The organism is Lentzea sp. CC55, assembly GCF_021056325.1.
Classification (GTDB): Bacteria; Actinomycetota; Actinomycetes; order Mycobacteriales; family Pseudonocardiaceae; genus Lentzea; species Lentzea jiangxiensis.
This window is the reverse complement of record NZ_JAJCXE010000056.1, coordinates 232,592-248,925: the sequence shown is the minus strand read 5'-3', so window position 1 is coordinate 248,925 and position 16,334 is coordinate 232,592. Positions and strand designations below refer to the sequence as shown.

Sequence of the window (16,334 nt, the reverse complement as noted above, 5' to 3'; positions counted from 1 at the left end):
ACGGGTGAGGCCCGGATGAAGGAGTTCTCATCTAGACGAGGCGGTAGCCCATGCCCCGCACGGTTTCCACACGGTCGACGCCGATCTTGCGCCGCAGGGACCTCACGTACACATCGACCACGTTGGACCCCGGGTCGAAGTCGTAGCCCCAGACGTGCGACAGGATCTGCTCGCGCACCAGCACCTGCCCCGGATGCCGCAGGAACAGTTCCAGCAACGCGAACTCGCGAGCCGTGAGGTCCACCGACCCGGACGGCAGCACCGCCTGGCGGGTGCGCAGGTCCAGCGACAACGTCCCGGCGGTCAGCACGGTGGCCTCGGGCACGCCGGGCGGGCGCAGCCGGAGCCGGACGCGGGCCAGCAGTTCCTCGAAGCGGAACGGCTTGGTCATGTAGTCGTCGGCGCCACCGGACAGCCCCGCCACGGTGTCGTGCACCGAGTCGCGGGCGGTCAGGATGATCACCGGGGTGGCCACGCCCTGCTCGCGCAGGGAGCGCAGGACCGAGAACCCGTCGAGGTCGGGCAGCCCCAGGTCGAGCACCACCAGGTCGAAGGAGGCGGCCCACGACAGCGCGTCCGCTCCCGAGGCGACCACGGACGTGGTGAAGCCGTTGGCGCGCAGGCCTTTCTCGACGAACGAGGCGATGCGCGCCTCGTCCTCCACGATCAGGATCCGGCCGGTCATCGAGGTACCTCCACCACGAACGTCGCTCCCTGCCCCGCCACCGAACGCACCCGCACCGCTCCCCCGTGCGCCTCGGCGATGGCCTTGACGATGGGCAGCCCCAGACCGGTGGAGCGGGAGAACAGCATCGACTCGTCGCGCACACCGGGACCGGAGTCGGCCACCCAGAAGGAAACCACGTCGTCCACACCGGACCCGAAGCGGATGGTGCCACCGGAACCGGTGTGGCGCACGGCGTTCGACGCCAGCTGGAGCACCGCCTGGGTGACGCGCTGCGGATCCAGCACGGCCTCCCCCTCCGCGATCGACTCGAGCACCCAGCGGCGGTCGCCGAGCGCGCGGAGCTTCGCGTCGATGTCACTGGTCAGTTCGGGCAGGCTCACGGCGACGGGCCGCAGGAAGTCCGGCCGTTCGGACTTGACCAGCAGCAGGAGGTCCTCGACGAGCCGGGCCATGCGGTCGAGCTCGTCGGTGCACAGCCGCACCACCTCGGCGCGCTCCTGCGGCGAGTCGCCGAGCAGTTCCAGGTGGCCGCGCACGATCGTGATGGGCGTGCGGAGCTCGTGGGAGGCGTCGTCGAGGAACTGGCGCTGCAGCCGGAACGAGCGGTCGAGCCGGTCGAGCATCGAGTTGAACTGCTGGGCGAGCGCGGCCACGTCGTCGTTGCCGGAGACCGGGATGCGGCGCGTGAGGTCGGCCTCGGTGATCTCGGCGGCGGCTTGGCGGACCACGCGGACCGGAGCGAGGATCGCGCCCGCGACGAACCACGCGATCAGCGCGGCGATCAGCAGGCCCGCCAGCGAGACGAGCACCAGCACGCGCACCGTGGAGTGCACCGGCGCGTGCACGCCGTCTTCGAAGTAGCCGGTGACGAACCACATCTCCGCCGGCGCCGCCGTGTGCACCTTCGCCCAGCGGAAAGGGCCGGCGGGGGTGGCGACGACGCCCCAGGGCTCCGCCGCCGAGGTGATGCCGGTGAGCGCCGCGCGGTCCTTCTCCAGCTCGTAGGTGACCTCGGAGCGCTGGACCAGCACGCGGCCCGGCAGCACGGCGACGTGGAGCTCGTGCTGGTCGGGGTACTGCAGGCGCATGTGGGCGTCGGCCACGGCACCGGCGTCACCGGTGTGGTTCTCGGCGTAGGTGCTGAACTCGTTGGTCTCCTGCTCGAGGGCGCGGTTGACGCGGTCGTCGACGTCCACGAGCAGGAAGCGCCACACCACGACCACGACGGTCGCGAGGACGAGCGCCATGAGGCCGAGGAGCCAGCACATGATCTTCACGCGTGCGGGCACGTCAGTCGTCCTCGCCGTCGTCGTCGTCATCGACGGGTGGGGGTGGCGGCAGCACCGAACCGGGGGCGGGGGCGGGCGTGGGTGCGGGCACCGCGGTTGAGGTGGGGGCGGGCGGGACCGACCGTCCGATCCGGACCTCGGGCGCACGCACGTCGGGTGGTACCGGCCGCACCACCGTCAGCACGAGCAGCACGGCCGCGAACGCGCACGCCACGCTGAGCACGGCCACGAGGACCGTGCCGGTGCGGGCGGACGGCAGCATGCGGCCGAGCCTGCCCCAGCCCACCGGATCGCGCATGAGGACAAGATGAAGATCTCTTCATCCGCCGCTTCGCGCGAACGTCCGAGGTGCAGCCGCGGACGTGCTACGGCGCGAGCGCGGAGCCGGCCCGGATCTGGGCTATCAGGACGTCGAGGTCCGCGACCGGCGGGATGTCGGCCGCCGTGGTGGCCAGTAGCCGTGCGGTCTCGGCAGCGGCCCGCCGGTCCTGCCGCGGTTCCGGGATGCCGGCGATGCGAGCGCGCCCGTTCGGGCCGCGGGTGATCGTGACCGCGCCGAGGCGGTGCCGCACCAGCGGCCGGCTGGAGTCGAGCAGGAAGTGGTCGAAGACCAGGGGTGTGCCGACCCCGCCGTGTCCGGCGCACTCGAGCTCGCGCTGGTCGAACCTCAGCAGCGCGCGCCTGAGCGACCCGTTCTCGAGGCGCTCGTCCCGCAGCAGGATCGAGTACCGGCGTGCGGGGTCGAGGCGCACCTCGCGGTCGGCGGCGTTGTCGAGCAACCCGGCGAGGACGCGGTACCTGGCGGCCATCGGAGGTGTCGCGTGCCGGTCGGCTCGCAGTTCCGCGCGCACCAGCCACACCCCCGCCCCCGCCGTGAAGGAGCAGACCGCCGCGGCCGCGACGCTGATCCGCCCCAGGTGGGCCGAGAGGACGGCTCCGGCACCGGCCGTCGCGAGCACGAGAGGCGTGAACGCGAACGCGCGGCGCAGCCAGCGGGGCGGAGGTGAGGACGATCGGCGCATACGACCTCCCGTGCAGGAACCGTCGTCGACTGATCGGCGGGACAGGAGCCGCCGTTACGGACCCGGCGCGAGTCACGTCCACAGTGGACCCCGCCGCGGCACGGCCCTCAGATCAGCGCACCGACGAACGTGTCCGCGCCGAGGCAACGGGGCCGGTCGCTGACCTGCCCGTCCCCCAGCTCGACGACCCGCCACACCCCGTCGTCGCGCAGGGCCAGGTCCACGGTGACGAACGGGAGGCGCAGGCCCGCGACCAGCGGTTCGACCGCGGTGAGATCGACCTCCGCGCCGAACTCCTCGCCGGAGGCGTCCGGGTGCGGACCGGTCAACCGGCGGACGCCGTTCACCCACCAGGTCCTGACCTCGGCCGACACGAACCGCTCGAACCGCCGCAGGACGAACCCGCCCTGCAGGTCGTCACCGCGCAGCTCCCGGAACCGGCGGGCCACCGCCCAGGCGCCGTCCCGGTCGGCGATGTCGGGGATGAACATCGCCTCGTCCCAGTGGTGCTTCATCGACTTGGTGTGGTCCCGCACCACCGCGGGGCCGGAGCCCAGCTCAGCGCACGCGCGGTCGAACGCCGCCCGGTCGTGCCCGGTGGTCCACGCGGACAACGGCGTGACCGCCGCCAGCGCCTCGTACCACCCCGGCAGTTCGTGTGCCTTGCGGTAGTGCGCCTCTCCCGTGCGCAGCGTGACGCCACGTCGGCGCAACGCGGCGTCGAACTCCGCGTAGCGGGCGCTGCCGACCATCCAGCCGCGGTACAGCGCGTCGCCCGATCCGGACACCCGCCTGACCGCCTGCTCGGCACCGCCGGGCCGTGTCATCGCGTCGTGGTCGACGTACGAGACCTCGAGGCCCGCGGCACGAGCGGCGTCGGCCTCGGCCGCGAAGTGGTCGTCCACGCGGGCGGGCCGCAACACGTCGGAGGGGAGCAGCAGGATCACCGGAGCATCATCGTCGTGTCCTGACGCGATCTCCACGGAATTGCCCACGACCCGGAGGCACCTGGAGCCGTGCCCGGCGGGACCTCGCACTCACACGCTCGGGTGCATCAACCGCATCCGAACTCTGCGGATCGTTTTTGAGTCGATTTTTTGGGTACCGCTCTACCGGTGAGGATCGCGGAGGGAGCAGCCATGTCCGAGAAGAGCCGCAGCGTGGTGGCGACGAGGGTGCTGGGCGCGGCGACCGCCGTCTACAGCGCGGCACTGGTCGTCTCGCCGCGGGTGCTGGCGAAGCCGACAGGCCTGACCACCTCGCGAGGCGAGGTGCCCGCGCCGGTGCGGACGCTGGTGGCCGCGATCGGCGCGCGGGACGTCGCCATCGGCACGGCCATGGTGCTCGCCAAGCCCGGCGGGGCGCTGCGGGCAGCGGTCATGACGCGGGTGGCGGCGGACCTCGCCGACGCCGCGGTGTTCGGCCTCACCCTGCCGGATCGCACGACACGCCGGAAGGTCGCGGCCTTCGCCCTGTGCTGGGCGGCGCTGTGCGGCGTGTCCGGGTTGCGCCGCTGACCGGGCGATCACCGCGATCCCGATTCCCAGTTGTCCAACAGTCAGGAGTTCACGTCATGAGCACGATCACGAAGTCCGTCGACGTCCACGCCGACGTGACGAGCGTCTACAACCAGTGGACCCAGTTCGCCGAGTTCCCGCGGTTCATGGAGGGCGTCGACGAGATCCGGCAGCTGGACGACACGCACACCCACTGGACCGTGAGCATCGCCGGCGTGAAGCGCGAGTTCGACGCCACGATCACCGAACAGCATCCGGACGAGCGGGTCGCCTGGCGCGCGGACTCCGGTCCCGACCACGCCGGGGTCGTGACGGTGCACCGGCTCGACGAGGACCACACCCGCGTCACGGTGCAGATGGACATCGACCCGGAGGGGTTCGTCGAGAACGTCGCCGACAAGCTCGGAGTGCTCGACCGGCGCGTCCAGGGCGACCTCGACCGGTTCAAGGAGTTCATCGAGAACCGCGGTGGTGCCGAGACCGGCGCCTGGCGCGGTGACGTCGAGCGCCCCGGTCAGGCCTGACCGCACCCCCGATCCGCCGCGGTGTTCCGGCCGAGTCCAGGTGGGGCCTCGTACCCGGTGCGGAACACCGCGGCGCCCCTGCGTGGCGCGAACACGCCGAAGCGCCCGGCTGCAAGGTGCAGCCGGGCGCTTCGCGAGAGGGCCTGAGCCACCGCGCGCCGCCGCCGTCCTCGGGCCGTACCGGCCCCGAAGTGACCAACCGGTAGGTGCCGGTGAGTCGGCAGCGACGCGCGGTGTGCCGCGGATCAGCCCTTGTCGTGGCCGTGGTGGCCGTGGTGGCCGTGGCCGTGGTGGTCGTGGTGGTGGTGCTCGTGAACCTCGATGTCCGGGTTCGCGCACGTGCCGCTGTCGTTGTTGGAGAGGATCGGCACCGCGATGACGTTCACGTCCACGTGGCAGACGTTGATGTCGCTGAGCAGCTCCGAGTCGTCCAGGTTGACGAGGCCCACCTGGTGGGTGTGGTCGTACTCGGCCACATAGGCCGTCATGTCATCCCAGTCGCTCTGCGACGCGAACGCGGGCGTACCCATCATCATGAAACCCGCACCGATAGCGGCGACGGCGAATGCCTTCTTCAGCATAGTGATCTCTCCTCACGAACCAGCCGTTGAAATTGCACGTGCTACGAAGGAGGAACGGAGCGCCGGTGTTCGCCGAGGCCCCGCTCCCCGGTCACAGGACGGCGCACCGCAAGGCGGGCGCCGTCGCGCGTCACTTGTCGTCAGGGTTGGCGCAGAGGCCGCTGTCGTTGTCGGACAGCACCGGCACCGCGATGACGTTGACGTCGATGAAGCAGGCGTTGATGTCGCTGACCACCTCGGAGTCGTTCAGGTCGACGAGGCCGAGCTGGTCGGTGATGTCCAGCTCAGGGGCATCGGCGAGCGCGGTGGTACCAAAACCGAGGAAGGCGCCCGCGATAGCGACGGCCGCCCCTGCCTTCTTCAGCACAGAATTCTCCTTGCTCTATTCTCCGCAACAGATTGCGTCGGCGACCAACGTCGTCCGCAAGTCCGGCGGAACCGTACCCAAAGAATCGGGGGGTGATCAAACCGAAGAGCGGCAGGAAAGCCGAAAGACTCATCTTTCTCACACTTTGGAGTGATGCTCGGCCATTCACCTTCAGGCCTCGTTCAGCGGCCTAGCAGGCACTATCTCCGAGTTCCGCGAACACATCCTGCTATGGGGTGAAAAATTGCGGCACGCGCGCCCCGGAAGACGACCGGCGACGCCGGCGGGCCGGTCGTCGTGCACGCCCGGACCGCCGGTGTTCGACCGGGAAGGTGCCCCGGAGAAGCGTCACCGTCACCGCCACCGTGCACGCGCCCGCCGCGAAGATCTTCGACCTGCTGACCGCCCCGTCGAAGCACCCGCTGGTCGACGGGTCCGGCTCCGTCCGCGCGCCGCTGCCCGGCGCGCCGGGCCGGCTGGAGCACGGGTCCGCGTTCGGCATGGACATGAAGATCGGCCTGCCGTACCGGATCGAGAACACGGTGGTCGAGTTCGAGGAGGACCGGCTGATCGCGTGGCGGCACCTCAACGGCCACCGCCGGCGCCGGCGGCTCACCCCGCTCCGCGAGGACGTCACCGAGGTCACCGAGACGTTCGACCGGTCGACCGCCCGGCCTCCCCTGCTGTTCGACCTCTCCCCCGTCCCGCGGCGCAAAAGGGCGTCGACGAAGCGGTCGCTGGACCGGCTCGGGGACCTCTTCGGCGCGACCGCCTGACTCGTCATGCAGGCGCCGCGGTGGCGGGCAACCATGGAAGTCATGATGTGCCTCAAGCCTCGCGAGCCGTGCCGAGCACCTCCAGCAACCGCGCGGCACCGCGGTCGGGTCCCGCGGCCCGCACGGCGTCCCGCAGGTCCGCGAACGGGTCCGGGTCCCGCAGCACCGAGCCCAGCGCGTCCGCCACGTCCTCGGGAGTGGCGGCGTTGGGATCGAGGCACACGCCCGCGCCCGAGCGCTCGGCGTCGTGAGCGATGCAGAACTGGTCGCTCGAGAACGGCAGGACCACGGCGGGCACTCCCGCCGCCAAGCATTCCGTGAACGAGTTGTTGCCGCCGTGGTGCACCATCGCGGCGATGTGCGGCAGCAGCGCGCGTTGCGGGACGACGGACTCCACGACCACACGCGGATTCTCTGCCAGGTCGGCGAGTTCGGCGACGCGGCCGCCCGCGGCGACCACCACCGCCAGGTCCGGGATCCGCAGGGCGCCTTCGACGACCTTGCGCAGCACGTCGTGCCTCGCGGACAGGAAGGTTCCCAGTGCCACCAGGAGAACCCGCCGATCACGCACGCGGTCCAGCCACGCTTCGTCGCGCGCGCCGGTCGTGGCGCAGTGGCCGAGGAAGATCTGCCGCTGGTGTTCCGGCAGCGGCGGCAGCCAGGGCAGTTCCGGGTAGTTCACCACCGCCGCGTGGGAGGAGGTCAGGCCGAAAGCCCGGCGGGGCACCGGCCGCGAGGGGGCGAAGTCGCTCAGGAAACGCGAGAACGCCGCGGTGTGCGCGAGATCGGTGAGGCGCACCTCCGCGGACAGCGACGCGAGTTGAGCGGCTGACGGGCGCACCGCGGACGGCCACGCCTGAGGCAGTCCGAAGAACTGGTCGTCCCGCGAGACCAGGTAGGTCGGGTGTCCGGTGACGTAGGACACGAACGGCAGGTCGAGCGCGTGCAACGCAAGCGTTGTGGCGTAGTCGATCTGGTCGGCCACGAACCAGTCGGGCCGGAGCTCGTCGTGCAGCGCCGCCAGATCGCGCAGCACCCGGTCCGGCTCGGCGAGCGGTTCCGCCCTGCGCCGCCGCGTCTGTGCGAGCAACGCCGCTGCCGCACCTCCTTCGGTGGCACGGAGGAAGTCGGTGAGCTGACGCGCGGAGCGTTCGTCCTGTTCGGTCCGTTCGGCGATACCGCTGTTCGAGTCGCGCGTGGTCTTCATCGCGACGAAGGGGAGATCGCCCGCCAGGTCGGCGAACTCCGGACCGCAGGCGAACGTCACCTCCGCGCCCGCGGCGCTCAACGCTGCCGCGAACACGGACATCGGCTGCGCGTGCGAGCGGAACGGCGGACTGACAACCACAAACCGTGGCACTGGACTCCTCCTCGTTGGCACGACTTGAAAATTGTTCGATCCGAACGCCCTTCCGGTTCGAACAACGGATGTGCGGACACATCCGGAAGTACAGCGCGAGCTGCGAGCCCGAAGCGCCGGGAGCACCCTGCCGCCGGCCGGCCCCCACGACCTGGTCGGCGCCTTCCTGCGGGACCCGCGCCCGGCCACGTTCTCCCTGACGTGCGAACGGGTTCCGGCAACGATCGAGGAGCACGGCGCCGATGCGACGACCGGCGAACTGCGCCGGACGCTCGTATCCACAAAGGACCGTGAGGTCGTCGCGGACCTGCTCGACATCGCGACGTTGCACCGCCTCGCACCCCTGAGCGCGGACGAGGCACGCGCCCGAGCCGCGGGACCGCCGCTGTGGCGCTACCTGGACGCGCTCGGCGAGCCGGTCGACGACTGCCCCGGCTCCCCCTACCAGAAGCTGATGCTCGACCTCCTGCACGACGACGTCCCGCTTCCCCTGGCACGGCCCGCGACGGCGCCGACGATCGCGCAGTCGATGCTCATCGGCGGCACCGCGCGGCCGGGTGAGGGGGCGAGCGGCGGGCTCACCGTGTTCCTGTCCTCGCTGGCGGGCGCTCTGGTGAAGCGGCGGGACGTCGGTCGCGTGGTCACCGTGGTCCTCGCGCCCGAGCCGACCACCGTGACCGTCCGGAAGACCCCCGGTCTCGACCACTGGACGGTGCACGTGCCGGTCGACTCACCGGTGGCGCCGGCACAGCCGGAGATGGCACGGCACCGGGCCGGCATCACCTGGTGGCTCACGAAGCTCCTGCCGCGGTGCGGCCTGGCACCGGACGTGGTGCACGTCCGCTACTCCGACGACGGCTCGCTCGCCGTGGCCGACGCCGCCCGCCTGCTCGGTGCGAAGCTCGTGTTCACCGTCACCCCGGACCCGCACCGCCACCTCGCCGAGCGCCACCGCGAGGACACCGGTGACCTGACGGCGATGCGGTTCGACCTGCACCGCGTCCGCGCCGCCGACCACCTCGTCCGGCGGGCGGACCAGGTGATCACCATCGGTGGCCGGCAGGACGAGGTGCTGGCGCACTTCCCCCAGCTCACCCCCGGAACGCTGATCGCACTCGAGGAGGGCATCACGCCGGGTCCCGCGCCGGCGGAGCGGTCGCTGGTGGAGGAGTTGTTCGTCCCGTCGGCGTTCCCCCGTCTGGACGCGGGTGCGCGCGGCCTGCCCGTGCTGCTGAACGTGGGGCGGCTGCACCCGACGAAGCAGCAACCCCTGCTGGTGCGGGCGTGGCTGGAAGCGGGCCTGCAGCACCGGACGGCGCTGGTGGTCATCGGCGGTTCGTCCACCGACAGGACGCCGGACGAGCAGGCGGTGCTCGACGAGGTCCTCGCGCTGGCCCGGTCGACGCCCTCGGCACGGGGGCGGCTCGCCGTGCTGCCCGCCTGGTCCAACGACGACGTCCGGCGGCTGCAGCACGAGCTGGCAGCCGCCCCACCGCCTTCCGGGGCGCCGCACGTGTACGCCTGCTCCAGCGTGAAGGAGGAGTTCGGCATCGCGGTGCTCGAAGCCATGGAGGCCGGGCTGCTCGCGGTGGGCCCGCGGCGCGGCGGCCTGTCGTGCTACGTCGACCAGGGGCGCAACGGGTTCCTGGTCGACACGTCGACCGCCCGGTCGCTGGGCGAGGGGCTCGCGCGCGTCGTCGGTCTCGGCGCCGCCACCGCCCCGGTCGCGGCGGCCGGGCAGCGGACGGTGCACGAGCGGTTCGACATCGACACCGTGGCGGAGCCGTTCGCGGCGCTCTACGGCCGGTTGTCAGGCTGACCGGGCATGCACGAACACGTCGTCCGCGCCCAGCCTGGTGAACAACTCCTGGTTGGCCGGCTCGCGCACCGCGACGGTGATGATCGCGGTGCGGTTGAGGCTCCGCGCGGCCGCGGTGACGAGCAGGCCGTCCCGGTCGTCGCCGACGGCGACGACCACGCGTGCGGCGAACGGCGTTCCCGCTCGCTGCAACGCGCAGAGGTCCCGCCCGTCACCGCGGATGACCTCGGCGCCGTTGGCCAGCGCGCCGGTCAGCGCGACCTCGTCCACGTCGAGCACCACGACCGCGGACGGCCGCGAGTTCAGCGGGAGGTGCCGCAGCACGTCCAGCGCGGCGTCTCCGTAGCCGACGACGACGGTGCGGCCGTTCACCGCGGCTCCTTCCCCGTGTCGGCCGGCAGGATCGCCCGGCGCGAGGGCCGCAGGCGCTGGACGTCCTCCGCCCTGCGCGGTGGCCGGTCGTTGGCGATGAGCACGGCCATCCACGGCAGCGGCACCGACAGCAGGATGAACACGAGTGCGAGCCACCAGATCTTGGCGAACAGCACGGCCAGCACGATGCACGGGATGCGCAGGCTCATCATCGTGGCGTACCTGCGGCGGCGTGCGGCGAGCTGGTCCTGGTACGACGGCGCGGCCGAGGTGATCAGCACGGGGCCTTCGTGGCGTTGGGTGTTCACAGGCAGACCTCCGTTTCCCTCTGTGGTTCGCACCGGACACCGTTCAGGTTCGGGTTCCTTGCGTCACACCAAACTCCCCGAGCGAGGCGCATCCGCGGAGGCGGTGCCGGTCGTACCCCTCACGACCAGTTCCGCTCGACGGATGAGGAGTGCTTTCGATGCGCAACCGCATGATCGCCGCCGCACTGGCCTTCGGCATGGCTGTGGCCGGTGGTGTGGCCGTGGCCACACCCGCCACCGCCTCCCCGGTGCCCGCGACGGCCTCGGGCAAGGCGTGGGGCAACTTCTTCAAGGGGCGCACCGACCTGACGCTCGACCCCGCGGCCGCGGCGGCGTTGACCTCGCTGGGCGTGAAGGTGAAGCCCGTCTTCGCGGGCAGGACGGGATCGGCGATCAGCTTCGGCATCGTCGGCGACCCCGCCGACGGCACGATCGAGCACGTCGGCGGACTCGTGCTGCAGGCCGGTCACACGCGCTTGTACCTGACCGGCTACACGATCGACCTGAACCGCGGGGTGCTGTCCGGCCTGGTGAACTTCCGGCAGCGCGCCGACCTGTTCACGATCGGCGCGGCCACGCCGCAGGGCGTCACGCTCGCCCTGACCCCCGGTGCCGCGTCGGTGCTCAACAGCACGTTCGGCGTCGCCGCGTTCACGCCGGGCCTCGTCATCGGCTACGGCAACCCCGTCCTGCGCTGAGGCCTCCCCTGTCCGGGCCCGCCCACGGCGCTGTGGGCGGGCCTGCCCCGGGGTCGTCGTGATGACCGGCGACACGGTCGACGAGACGACGAAGTCGTTCGTCGCCGGGGAGGAGGGTGCGCTGCGCGCGGTCTACGAGCGCTATTCCGCCGCCGTGCTGCGGGTGGCGGCGGCGAGCCTGCCGTCACGCCCGGACGCCGAGGACGTGGTGCAGACGACGTTCGTCACGGCGTGGCGCAGCCGGGAGAGCTTCGACCCCGCCAGGGGCAGCCTGCTCGTCTGGCTGCTCACCATCGCCCGGCGCAGGGCGATCGACGTGCTGCGGTCGCGCGGCCGTGACGACCACGTCGTCCAGGTCCTGCACGCCGTCGGCGGCACGGCGTCCGACGACCCGGTGAGGCCGGAGCGCGTGATCGACAGGATGGTGGTGCTGGAAGCGATCGGTGAGCTGCCGCCCCAGCAACAACGCGTGCTCCTGCTCGCTTTCTACGACGACCTCACGCACGACCAGATCGCCGTGACGACCGGCCTGCCGCTGGGCACGGTCAAGAGCCACCTGCGTCGCGGGATGGCCCGGCTCAGGCAGCGTTGGGAGGTGGACGGTGGCACACGCTGACCCCGAGACCCTCACGTTGCTGGCACTGGGCGAACCGGTCGCCGACCAGTCCACTGTGGACCACTTGCGGACCTGCGTCGCGTGCGGCTCGGAACTGGACGCGCTGCGCGAGGTGGTGGGCGTCGGCCGCGAGACCCGTGTGGAGAGGGACCTGCCGGCTCCACCGGGAGCCGTGTGGAACCGCATCGCCGCCGAAACGGGGGCGGCGGCCCCTCCGCGCCGGTGGCGTGCGTTGCTCGCGGTGGCCGTCGTGGCCGCGGTCGCGGGCGCCTCCGGTGCGGTCGTGGTGGACCGCGTCTCCACGCCTCCCGCGGCTGCCGAACAGGTGGTGGCTCGAGCGGATCTGGCGAAGCTCGCCGGCGCTCCGGACGGCGCCCGGGGCACCGCGCGGGTCGTGCGCACCCCCGGTCGCACGGTGCTGCGGGTGTCCGTCGACGGGATGCCGGCACCGGACGGCCTGTACCAGGTGTGGCTCTACGACGGCGCCGCCACGATGATCCCGCTGGGCGTGCTCACGGGCGGCCAGGCCGACATGCCGCTGCCCGGAGGCGTCGACCTGCGGACCTACCGGGTGGTGGACGTGTCCGCCCAGCGGCTGGGCCAGCAGGAGCACGGGACCAGCATGCTCCAGGGCAACCTCAGCTGAGCGCGGGGCGGCGCAGCCGGAACAACGCCGTCGCGGCCCCGACGCACACCAACGCCACGGCCGCGGTCACGGCCGGCGCCGGCTGCCCGGCCTGGGCCGCGGCGATCACGACGGCGACGAGGGCCCACGCCACGGCCATCCCGTACGACAGCAGGCCGGCCGTGCGCCACAGCAGCGCCACGGCGGTCGCCGTCGCCCCCGCCAGGACCGCGATCTGCCCTGCCACGCCCGCGGTGCCGTCGACCGGTGCCCCGCTCCCGGCGAGGGCGGTGGTGAGGTTGACCCAGATCGCCACGCTGCTCCAGCCGGTGTAGACGCCCAGCATCGACTACAGCAGCACGCGCGGCGCCCGGTGCCACCGCGCGATGTCGGTGGCATGGCGCACTGCGGTGGACAACGCCTCGAGCAGCGCGACCACCATCACCGCGAACACGGCCACGGTCGACCAGACCGGTTCCACCTCGGCGGCGACGAGCCACAGCATGAACCCGGCGAAGACCACGGACAGCGGTCGCGCCAGCCGGTCGCGCACCTCCTGCCCCGGCGTCCGCGTGACCAGCGCCCAGACCGCGTAGGCCAGGCACAACGCCTCGACGAGGCCCCAGATCGAGAAGGCGTACCCGGCGGGGACGATCGCCGGTTCGCCGGCGCGGTCCGAGGTCGTGAACTCGCCGCCGCCGAGCGCGGTCACGAGGACCGGGCTCACGACCTGTCCCACCGCCAGCACGACGAGAACGATTCGCCAGGTCACCGCGGTTCGCCCAGCAACGTTCGACAGCACACCGGTCCCCTCCCGCTCGTCCCCGTCGTGGCGGAGCGATACACGGCCCGCATGACAACCACCCCGGATTGCGTCGATTCTGAGTCGATTCTAGTATGGACAGGTCACCAGGTTGCCCAGCCGAGGATGTGCGCCATGCCTGAACTGTCCCGCCTGCCTCAACCGGTCACCGAAGCGTGGGACTGGCAGCTGTCCGGTCTCTGCCGGGGCATGGACAGCGCCTACTTCTTCCACACCCCGAACGAACGCGGCGCCGCCCGGGAGAAGCGCGAGGCCGCGGCCAAGGCGATCTGCCACCGCTGCCCCGTGATGGAGAAGTGCCGTGCCCACGCCCTGGAGGTGCAGGAGACCTTCGGCATCTGGGGCGGGCTCGGCGAGAGCGAGCTGCGGGCCATGCTCTCCCGCCGCCTGCGCCAGTCGTGATGTACCCGCCGCGCGCGGTCGCGGCCATGATCGGGGTGTCGCCGAGCACCCTGAAGACGTGGGACCAGCGCTACGGCCTCGGTCCCTCCGCGCGCACGGGCGGTGGGCACCGCCGCTACGACGAGGACGACGTGGCCGTGCTGCGCCGCATGATCGCGCTGACCGGGCAGGGCATGGCACCGGCCGCGGCGGCCGAACTGGCACGGGAGGCCCCCGCGCCGCGGACGACGCCCACCACGCTGAGCGAGGACGTGGCGAGCACCGCGAGGCAGGGTTTCCTGAACGCGGCACGGCGGCTGGACGAGCCGCTCATGTCGGACCTCGCCGCGAAGCTCGTCACCGAGCACGGTGTCGTGCCGTCGTGGGACTCGGTCTTCGTGCCGTGCCTGACGGAGCTCGGAGCGGTCGTGACGGACTCGGGCCGGGGCGTGGAGGTCGAGCACCTGGCCAGCTCCAGCATCCTGAGCACCTTCCGCGCCGTGCCGCGCCCCGGCACGCCCGGAGTCCTCGCCGCGCTGCTGTCCTGCGCGCCGGAGGAGCAGCACGTGCTCGCGCTGGAGGCCCTGGGGGCGGCGTTGTCCGAAGCGGGTTCCTGGTGGCGCAACCTGGGTGCCCGTGTGCCGCCGGAGGCGCTGTGCGATGCCGTGGAACGGCTGCGGCCGGCCGTGGTGGTGATCTGGGCGCACAGCGCCGAGCTGGCGGCGCTCGTGCCGTTGCGGGAGCTCCGCACCGGTTCCGAGGCCCTGCTCGCCGTGGCCGGACCGGGGTGGGCGGGCGTCGCGGTGCCCTCGTTCGTGCGCAGGCCCGGCGATCTGGCGGAGGCGGTCCGGCTCGTGCTCAGCCGCGCCGGGACCTGAGTTCCCTCCTGGCACCGGAGAACCGGGCGTGGGCCTCTCGCAGGTCCACGATCGGCGCGGGATAGCCGAGCCCTTCGCGCACAACCGGGTCGAGGTCCCACGGCCGGTGCACCGCCGGTCCCGCGACGGACCTCAGCTCCGGCACGTACCGGCGCACGAAGTCGCCGTCGGGATCGTGGTTCTCCGCCTGCCACAACGGGTCCATGACGCGGTCGGGCCGGGTGTCGGTGCCCGTCCCGGCCATCCACTGCCAGTTGAGCTGGTTGGCGGCCAGGTCGCCGTCGACGAGGTGCCGCAGGAAGAACCGCGCTCCCGGCCGCCAGTCGAGGTACAGGGTCTTGCACAGGAAGCTCGCGGCCAGCAGCCGTGCCCGGTTGGACAACCAGCCTTCGGCGACGAGCTGGCGCTGGGCGGCGTCGACGACCGGGTACCCCGTCCGGCCCTCCTGCCACGCGAGCAGCTCGCCCGGCGCGTCACGCCACCGGTCCCCCTGCCCGCGGTAGTCCTCCCACGCCGCCTCCGGCCGGGCGGCCAGCACCTGGTCGTAGAAGTCGCGCCACGCCAGTTGCCGGGCGAACTTGCGGGCGTCCTCGGTGGTGTCGCCCGTCGCGCACCGCACCTCGGCCCCGGACAGGCACCCGAAGTGCAGGTACGGCGACAGCCGGGAGGTGGTCCGCGTCAGCAGGCCGGCGGATTGCTCCGCGAAGCCGTTCATCCCCCCGCCCAGCCAGGACCGCAGCCGCTCCCGTCCCGCGGTTTCCCCGCCCGCCGGAAGCCCTTCCACCGGTTCTCCCGGGCAGAACTCCTCCGCCTCCGGCAGCACGCCCACGTCCAGCGGGGGCAGCCGCAGGCCCGTCGGCGCGGGAAGAGGTGGCCGCGGTGGAATCCGGCTCCACTTCTGGAAGTACGGCGTGAACACCTCGTCGTGGTGAGCGGGATCGCTTTGCAGCGCGGACGATGCCACGGCGCGGTGGACGTCGTGGTGCACGACGAGCCGATCTCCCACCACATGACGCAGTCGTTGCTCACGGCCGTGCGCGAAAGCACTCGAATCGGCGGCGACGTGGACGCGCACCATTTCGTGCTGCCGCAGCAACTCCGGCACCACGGACTCCGGCGCACCACGGCGGACGACGAGCGCCGCTCCCCTCGCTTGCAGGCTCGCGTGCAGGTCGTGCAAGCTGTCGGCGAGGAACGCCGCGCGGTTCGGGTTCGCGAAACCCGTGGCCACGAGTCGTTCGTCGAGCACGTACAACGGAATCACGTGGTCCGCGTCGGCCGCGGCCTCGACGAGCACGGGGTTGTCGTGCACCCGCAGATCGCGGGTGAACAGCGCGACGGACACAGCCATCTCCCCACCCTCGCACAGCGGCACGGGACTCCGCCCGCTGAGAACGGTTCCCCGCGATGGCCGACGACTCTCAGCGTCCCTCGCCCGGCTTGGTCACACCGTTGAGCGATCCGCCGTACCCGTGCCTATGGTGAGACAGGAGAACGGTTGGTTCGTTGCCCGCGGCGTCCACGTCGAGGCTGTGGGTCCGGCGTTCTGGGAGCGGAAGTCATGAGTGCCATCACCACGCCGACGAAGCCGGCCAAGACGGCCGGACGCGTCGCAGGGGCGGCGGCCAACGCTGCCGACGAGCGCTTGCACGCGGCCTCGGGGTTGCGCAAGCAGTTGAACAAGGTCTTC

Annotated in this window: 22 protein-coding genes; 9 read left to right on the top strand and 13 right to left on the bottom strand. The window is 71.9% G+C overall.

The window, feature by feature from the left end; translation table 11 throughout:
- Positions 1-31: 31 nt before the first annotated feature.
- The 5 genes from L6E10_RS36005 to L6E10_RS35985 form a co-directional block, all read right to left on the bottom strand.
- Positions 32-685: a response regulator transcription factor gene (locus L6E10_RS36005; protein WP_236224635.1), complete on the bottom strand. Its 654-nt coding sequence runs from the start codon at positions 683-685 to the stop codon at positions 32-34.
- Entirely contained in the window at positions 682-1,977 is a 1,296-nt protein-coding gene (locus tag L6E10_RS36000; protein ID WP_236224634.1) for a HAMP domain-containing sensor histidine kinase, read from the bottom strand. The genes L6E10_RS36005 and L6E10_RS36000 overlap by 4 nt, the downstream gene beginning before the upstream one ends.
- Before the next feature lies 1 nt (position 1,978).
- Positions 1,979-2,275: a hypothetical protein gene (locus tag L6E10_RS35995; RefSeq protein WP_236224633.1), complete on the bottom strand. Its 297-nt coding sequence runs from the start codon at positions 2,273-2,275 to the stop codon at positions 1,979-1,981.
- A 67-nt stretch (positions 2,276-2,342) separates the two neighbouring features.
- A complete protein-coding gene (locus tag L6E10_RS35990) occupies positions 2,343-2,999 on the bottom strand; it encodes a hypothetical protein (protein WP_236224632.1) in 657 nt (218 codons plus the stop codon).
- 107 nt (positions 3,000-3,106) lie between these two features.
- Entirely contained in the window at positions 3,107-3,946 is an 840-nt protein-coding gene (locus L6E10_RS35985) for an ATP-grasp domain-containing protein (protein ID WP_236224631.1), read from the bottom strand.
- Positions 3,947-4,138: 192 nt separating this feature from the next.
- On the opposite strand from L6E10_RS35985, the gene L6E10_RS35980 reads away from it, so the two are divergent.
- Together L6E10_RS35980 and L6E10_RS35975 are read left to right on the top strand one after the other, a co-directional pair.
- Positions 4,139-4,516, top strand: coding sequence for a hypothetical protein (locus L6E10_RS35980; RefSeq protein ID WP_236224630.1), 378 nt, complete (start codon positions 4,139-4,141; stop codon positions 4,514-4,516).
- Between the two features lie 56 nt (positions 4,517-4,572).
- On the top strand, positions 4,573-5,040 hold the full coding sequence (locus L6E10_RS35975) for an SRPBCC family protein (RefSeq protein WP_236224629.1): 468 nt from the start codon (positions 4,573-4,575) through the stop codon (positions 5,038-5,040).
- Positions 5,041-5,285: 245 nt separating this feature from the next.
- Here the strand turns inward: L6E10_RS35975 and L6E10_RS35970 are convergent, their stop codons facing one another.
- Both L6E10_RS35970 and L6E10_RS35965 read right to left on the bottom strand, forming a co-directional pair.
- Positions 5,286-5,621, bottom strand: a complete 336-nt coding sequence (locus L6E10_RS35970; protein ID WP_236224628.1) for a hypothetical protein — start codon at positions 5,619-5,621, stop codon at positions 5,286-5,288.
- Positions 5,622-5,751: 130 nt separating this feature from the next.
- On the bottom strand, positions 5,752-5,988 hold the full coding sequence (locus L6E10_RS35965; protein ID WP_236224627.1) for a hypothetical protein: 237 nt from the start codon (positions 5,986-5,988) through the stop codon (positions 5,752-5,754).
- 332 nt (positions 5,989-6,320) lie between these two features.
- Between L6E10_RS35965 and L6E10_RS35960 the strand changes: the two genes are divergently transcribed.
- On the top strand, positions 6,321-6,764 hold the full coding sequence (locus L6E10_RS35960; protein ID WP_236224626.1) for an SRPBCC family protein: 444 nt from the start codon (positions 6,321-6,323) through the stop codon (positions 6,762-6,764).
- 52 nt (positions 6,765-6,816) lie between these two features.
- Here L6E10_RS35960 and L6E10_RS35955 read toward each other — a convergent pair whose 3' ends face one another.
- Complete coding sequence (locus L6E10_RS35955; protein ID WP_236224625.1) at positions 6,817-8,124, bottom strand: glycosyltransferase; 1,308 nt, start codon at positions 8,122-8,124, stop codon at positions 6,817-6,819.
- A gap of 70 nt (positions 8,125-8,194) precedes the next feature.
- Here L6E10_RS35955 and L6E10_RS41055 point away from each other — a divergent pair, with 70 nt between their 5' ends.
- Positions 8,195-9,943 carry a glycosyltransferase family 4 protein gene (locus L6E10_RS41055; RefSeq protein WP_236224624.1) on the top strand — a complete coding sequence of 583 codons (1,749 nt, stop codon included), beginning with the start codon at positions 8,195-8,197 and terminating at the stop codon, positions 9,941-9,943.
- Here L6E10_RS41055 and L6E10_RS35945 read toward each other — a convergent pair.
- Positions 9,935-10,315, bottom strand: coding sequence for an NAD-binding protein (locus L6E10_RS35945; RefSeq protein WP_236224623.1), 381 nt, complete (start codon positions 10,313-10,315; stop codon positions 9,935-9,937). The two genes, L6E10_RS41055 and L6E10_RS35945, sit on opposite strands and share 9 nt — an antisense overlap.
- A complete protein-coding gene (locus tag L6E10_RS35940; protein WP_236224622.1) occupies positions 10,312-10,623 on the bottom strand; it encodes a DUF3099 domain-containing protein in 312 nt (103 codons plus the stop codon). The genes L6E10_RS35945 and L6E10_RS35940 overlap by 4 nt, the downstream gene beginning before the upstream one ends.
- 158 nt (positions 10,624-10,781) lie before the next feature.
- Between L6E10_RS35940 and L6E10_RS35935 the strand changes: the two genes are divergently transcribed.
- The 3 genes from L6E10_RS35935 to L6E10_RS35925 all read left to right on the top strand — a co-directional run bounded on the left by L6E10_RS35935 (position 10,782) and on the right by L6E10_RS35925 (position 12,583).
- Positions 10,782-11,321, top strand: coding sequence for a hypothetical protein (locus L6E10_RS35935; protein WP_236224621.1), 540 nt, complete (start codon positions 10,782-10,784; stop codon positions 11,319-11,321).
- A 61-nt stretch (positions 11,322-11,382) separates the two neighbouring features.
- On the top strand, positions 11,383-11,937 hold the full coding sequence (locus tag L6E10_RS35930; protein ID WP_236224620.1) for an RNA polymerase sigma factor: 555 nt from the start codon (positions 11,383-11,385) through the stop codon (positions 11,935-11,937).
- Positions 11,924-12,583 carry an anti-sigma factor gene (locus tag L6E10_RS35925; protein WP_236224619.1) on the top strand — a complete coding sequence of 220 codons (660 nt, stop codon included), beginning with the start codon at positions 11,924-11,926 and terminating at the stop codon, positions 12,581-12,583. Before L6E10_RS35930 ends, L6E10_RS35925 begins: the two co-directional genes overlap by 14 nt.
- Here the strand turns inward: L6E10_RS35925 and L6E10_RS35920 are convergent.
- Both L6E10_RS35920 and L6E10_RS35915 read right to left on the bottom strand, forming a co-directional pair.
- On the bottom strand, positions 12,576-12,908 hold the full coding sequence (locus L6E10_RS35920; RefSeq protein ID WP_236224618.1) for a hypothetical protein: 333 nt from the start codon (positions 12,906-12,908) through the stop codon (positions 12,576-12,578). The genes L6E10_RS35925 and L6E10_RS35920 overlap by 8 nt on opposite strands.
- Positions 12,909-12,911: 3 nt before the next feature.
- Entirely contained in the window at positions 12,912-13,334 is a 423-nt protein-coding gene (locus L6E10_RS35915; protein WP_236224617.1) for a hypothetical protein, read from the bottom strand.
- Between the two features lie 165 nt (positions 13,335-13,499).
- Between L6E10_RS35915 and L6E10_RS35910 the strand changes: the two genes are divergently transcribed.
- Positions 13,500-13,787 carry a WhiB family transcriptional regulator gene (locus L6E10_RS35910; protein ID WP_090098728.1) on the top strand — a complete coding sequence of 96 codons (288 nt, stop codon included), beginning with the start codon at positions 13,500-13,502 and terminating at the stop codon, positions 13,785-13,787.
- Positions 13,787-14,644: a MerR family transcriptional regulator gene (locus L6E10_RS35905; protein WP_236224616.1), complete on the top strand. Its 858-nt coding sequence runs from the start codon at positions 13,787-13,789 to the stop codon at positions 14,642-14,644. The genes L6E10_RS35910 and L6E10_RS35905 overlap by 1 nt, the downstream gene beginning before the upstream one ends.
- Here L6E10_RS35905 and L6E10_RS35900 read toward each other — a convergent pair.
- A complete protein-coding gene (locus L6E10_RS35900; protein ID WP_236224615.1) occupies positions 14,625-15,995 on the bottom strand; it encodes a deoxyribodipyrimidine photo-lyase in 1,371 nt (456 codons plus the stop codon). The genes L6E10_RS35905 and L6E10_RS35900 overlap by 20 nt on opposite strands.
- Positions 15,996-16,334: the final 339 nt, after the last annotated feature.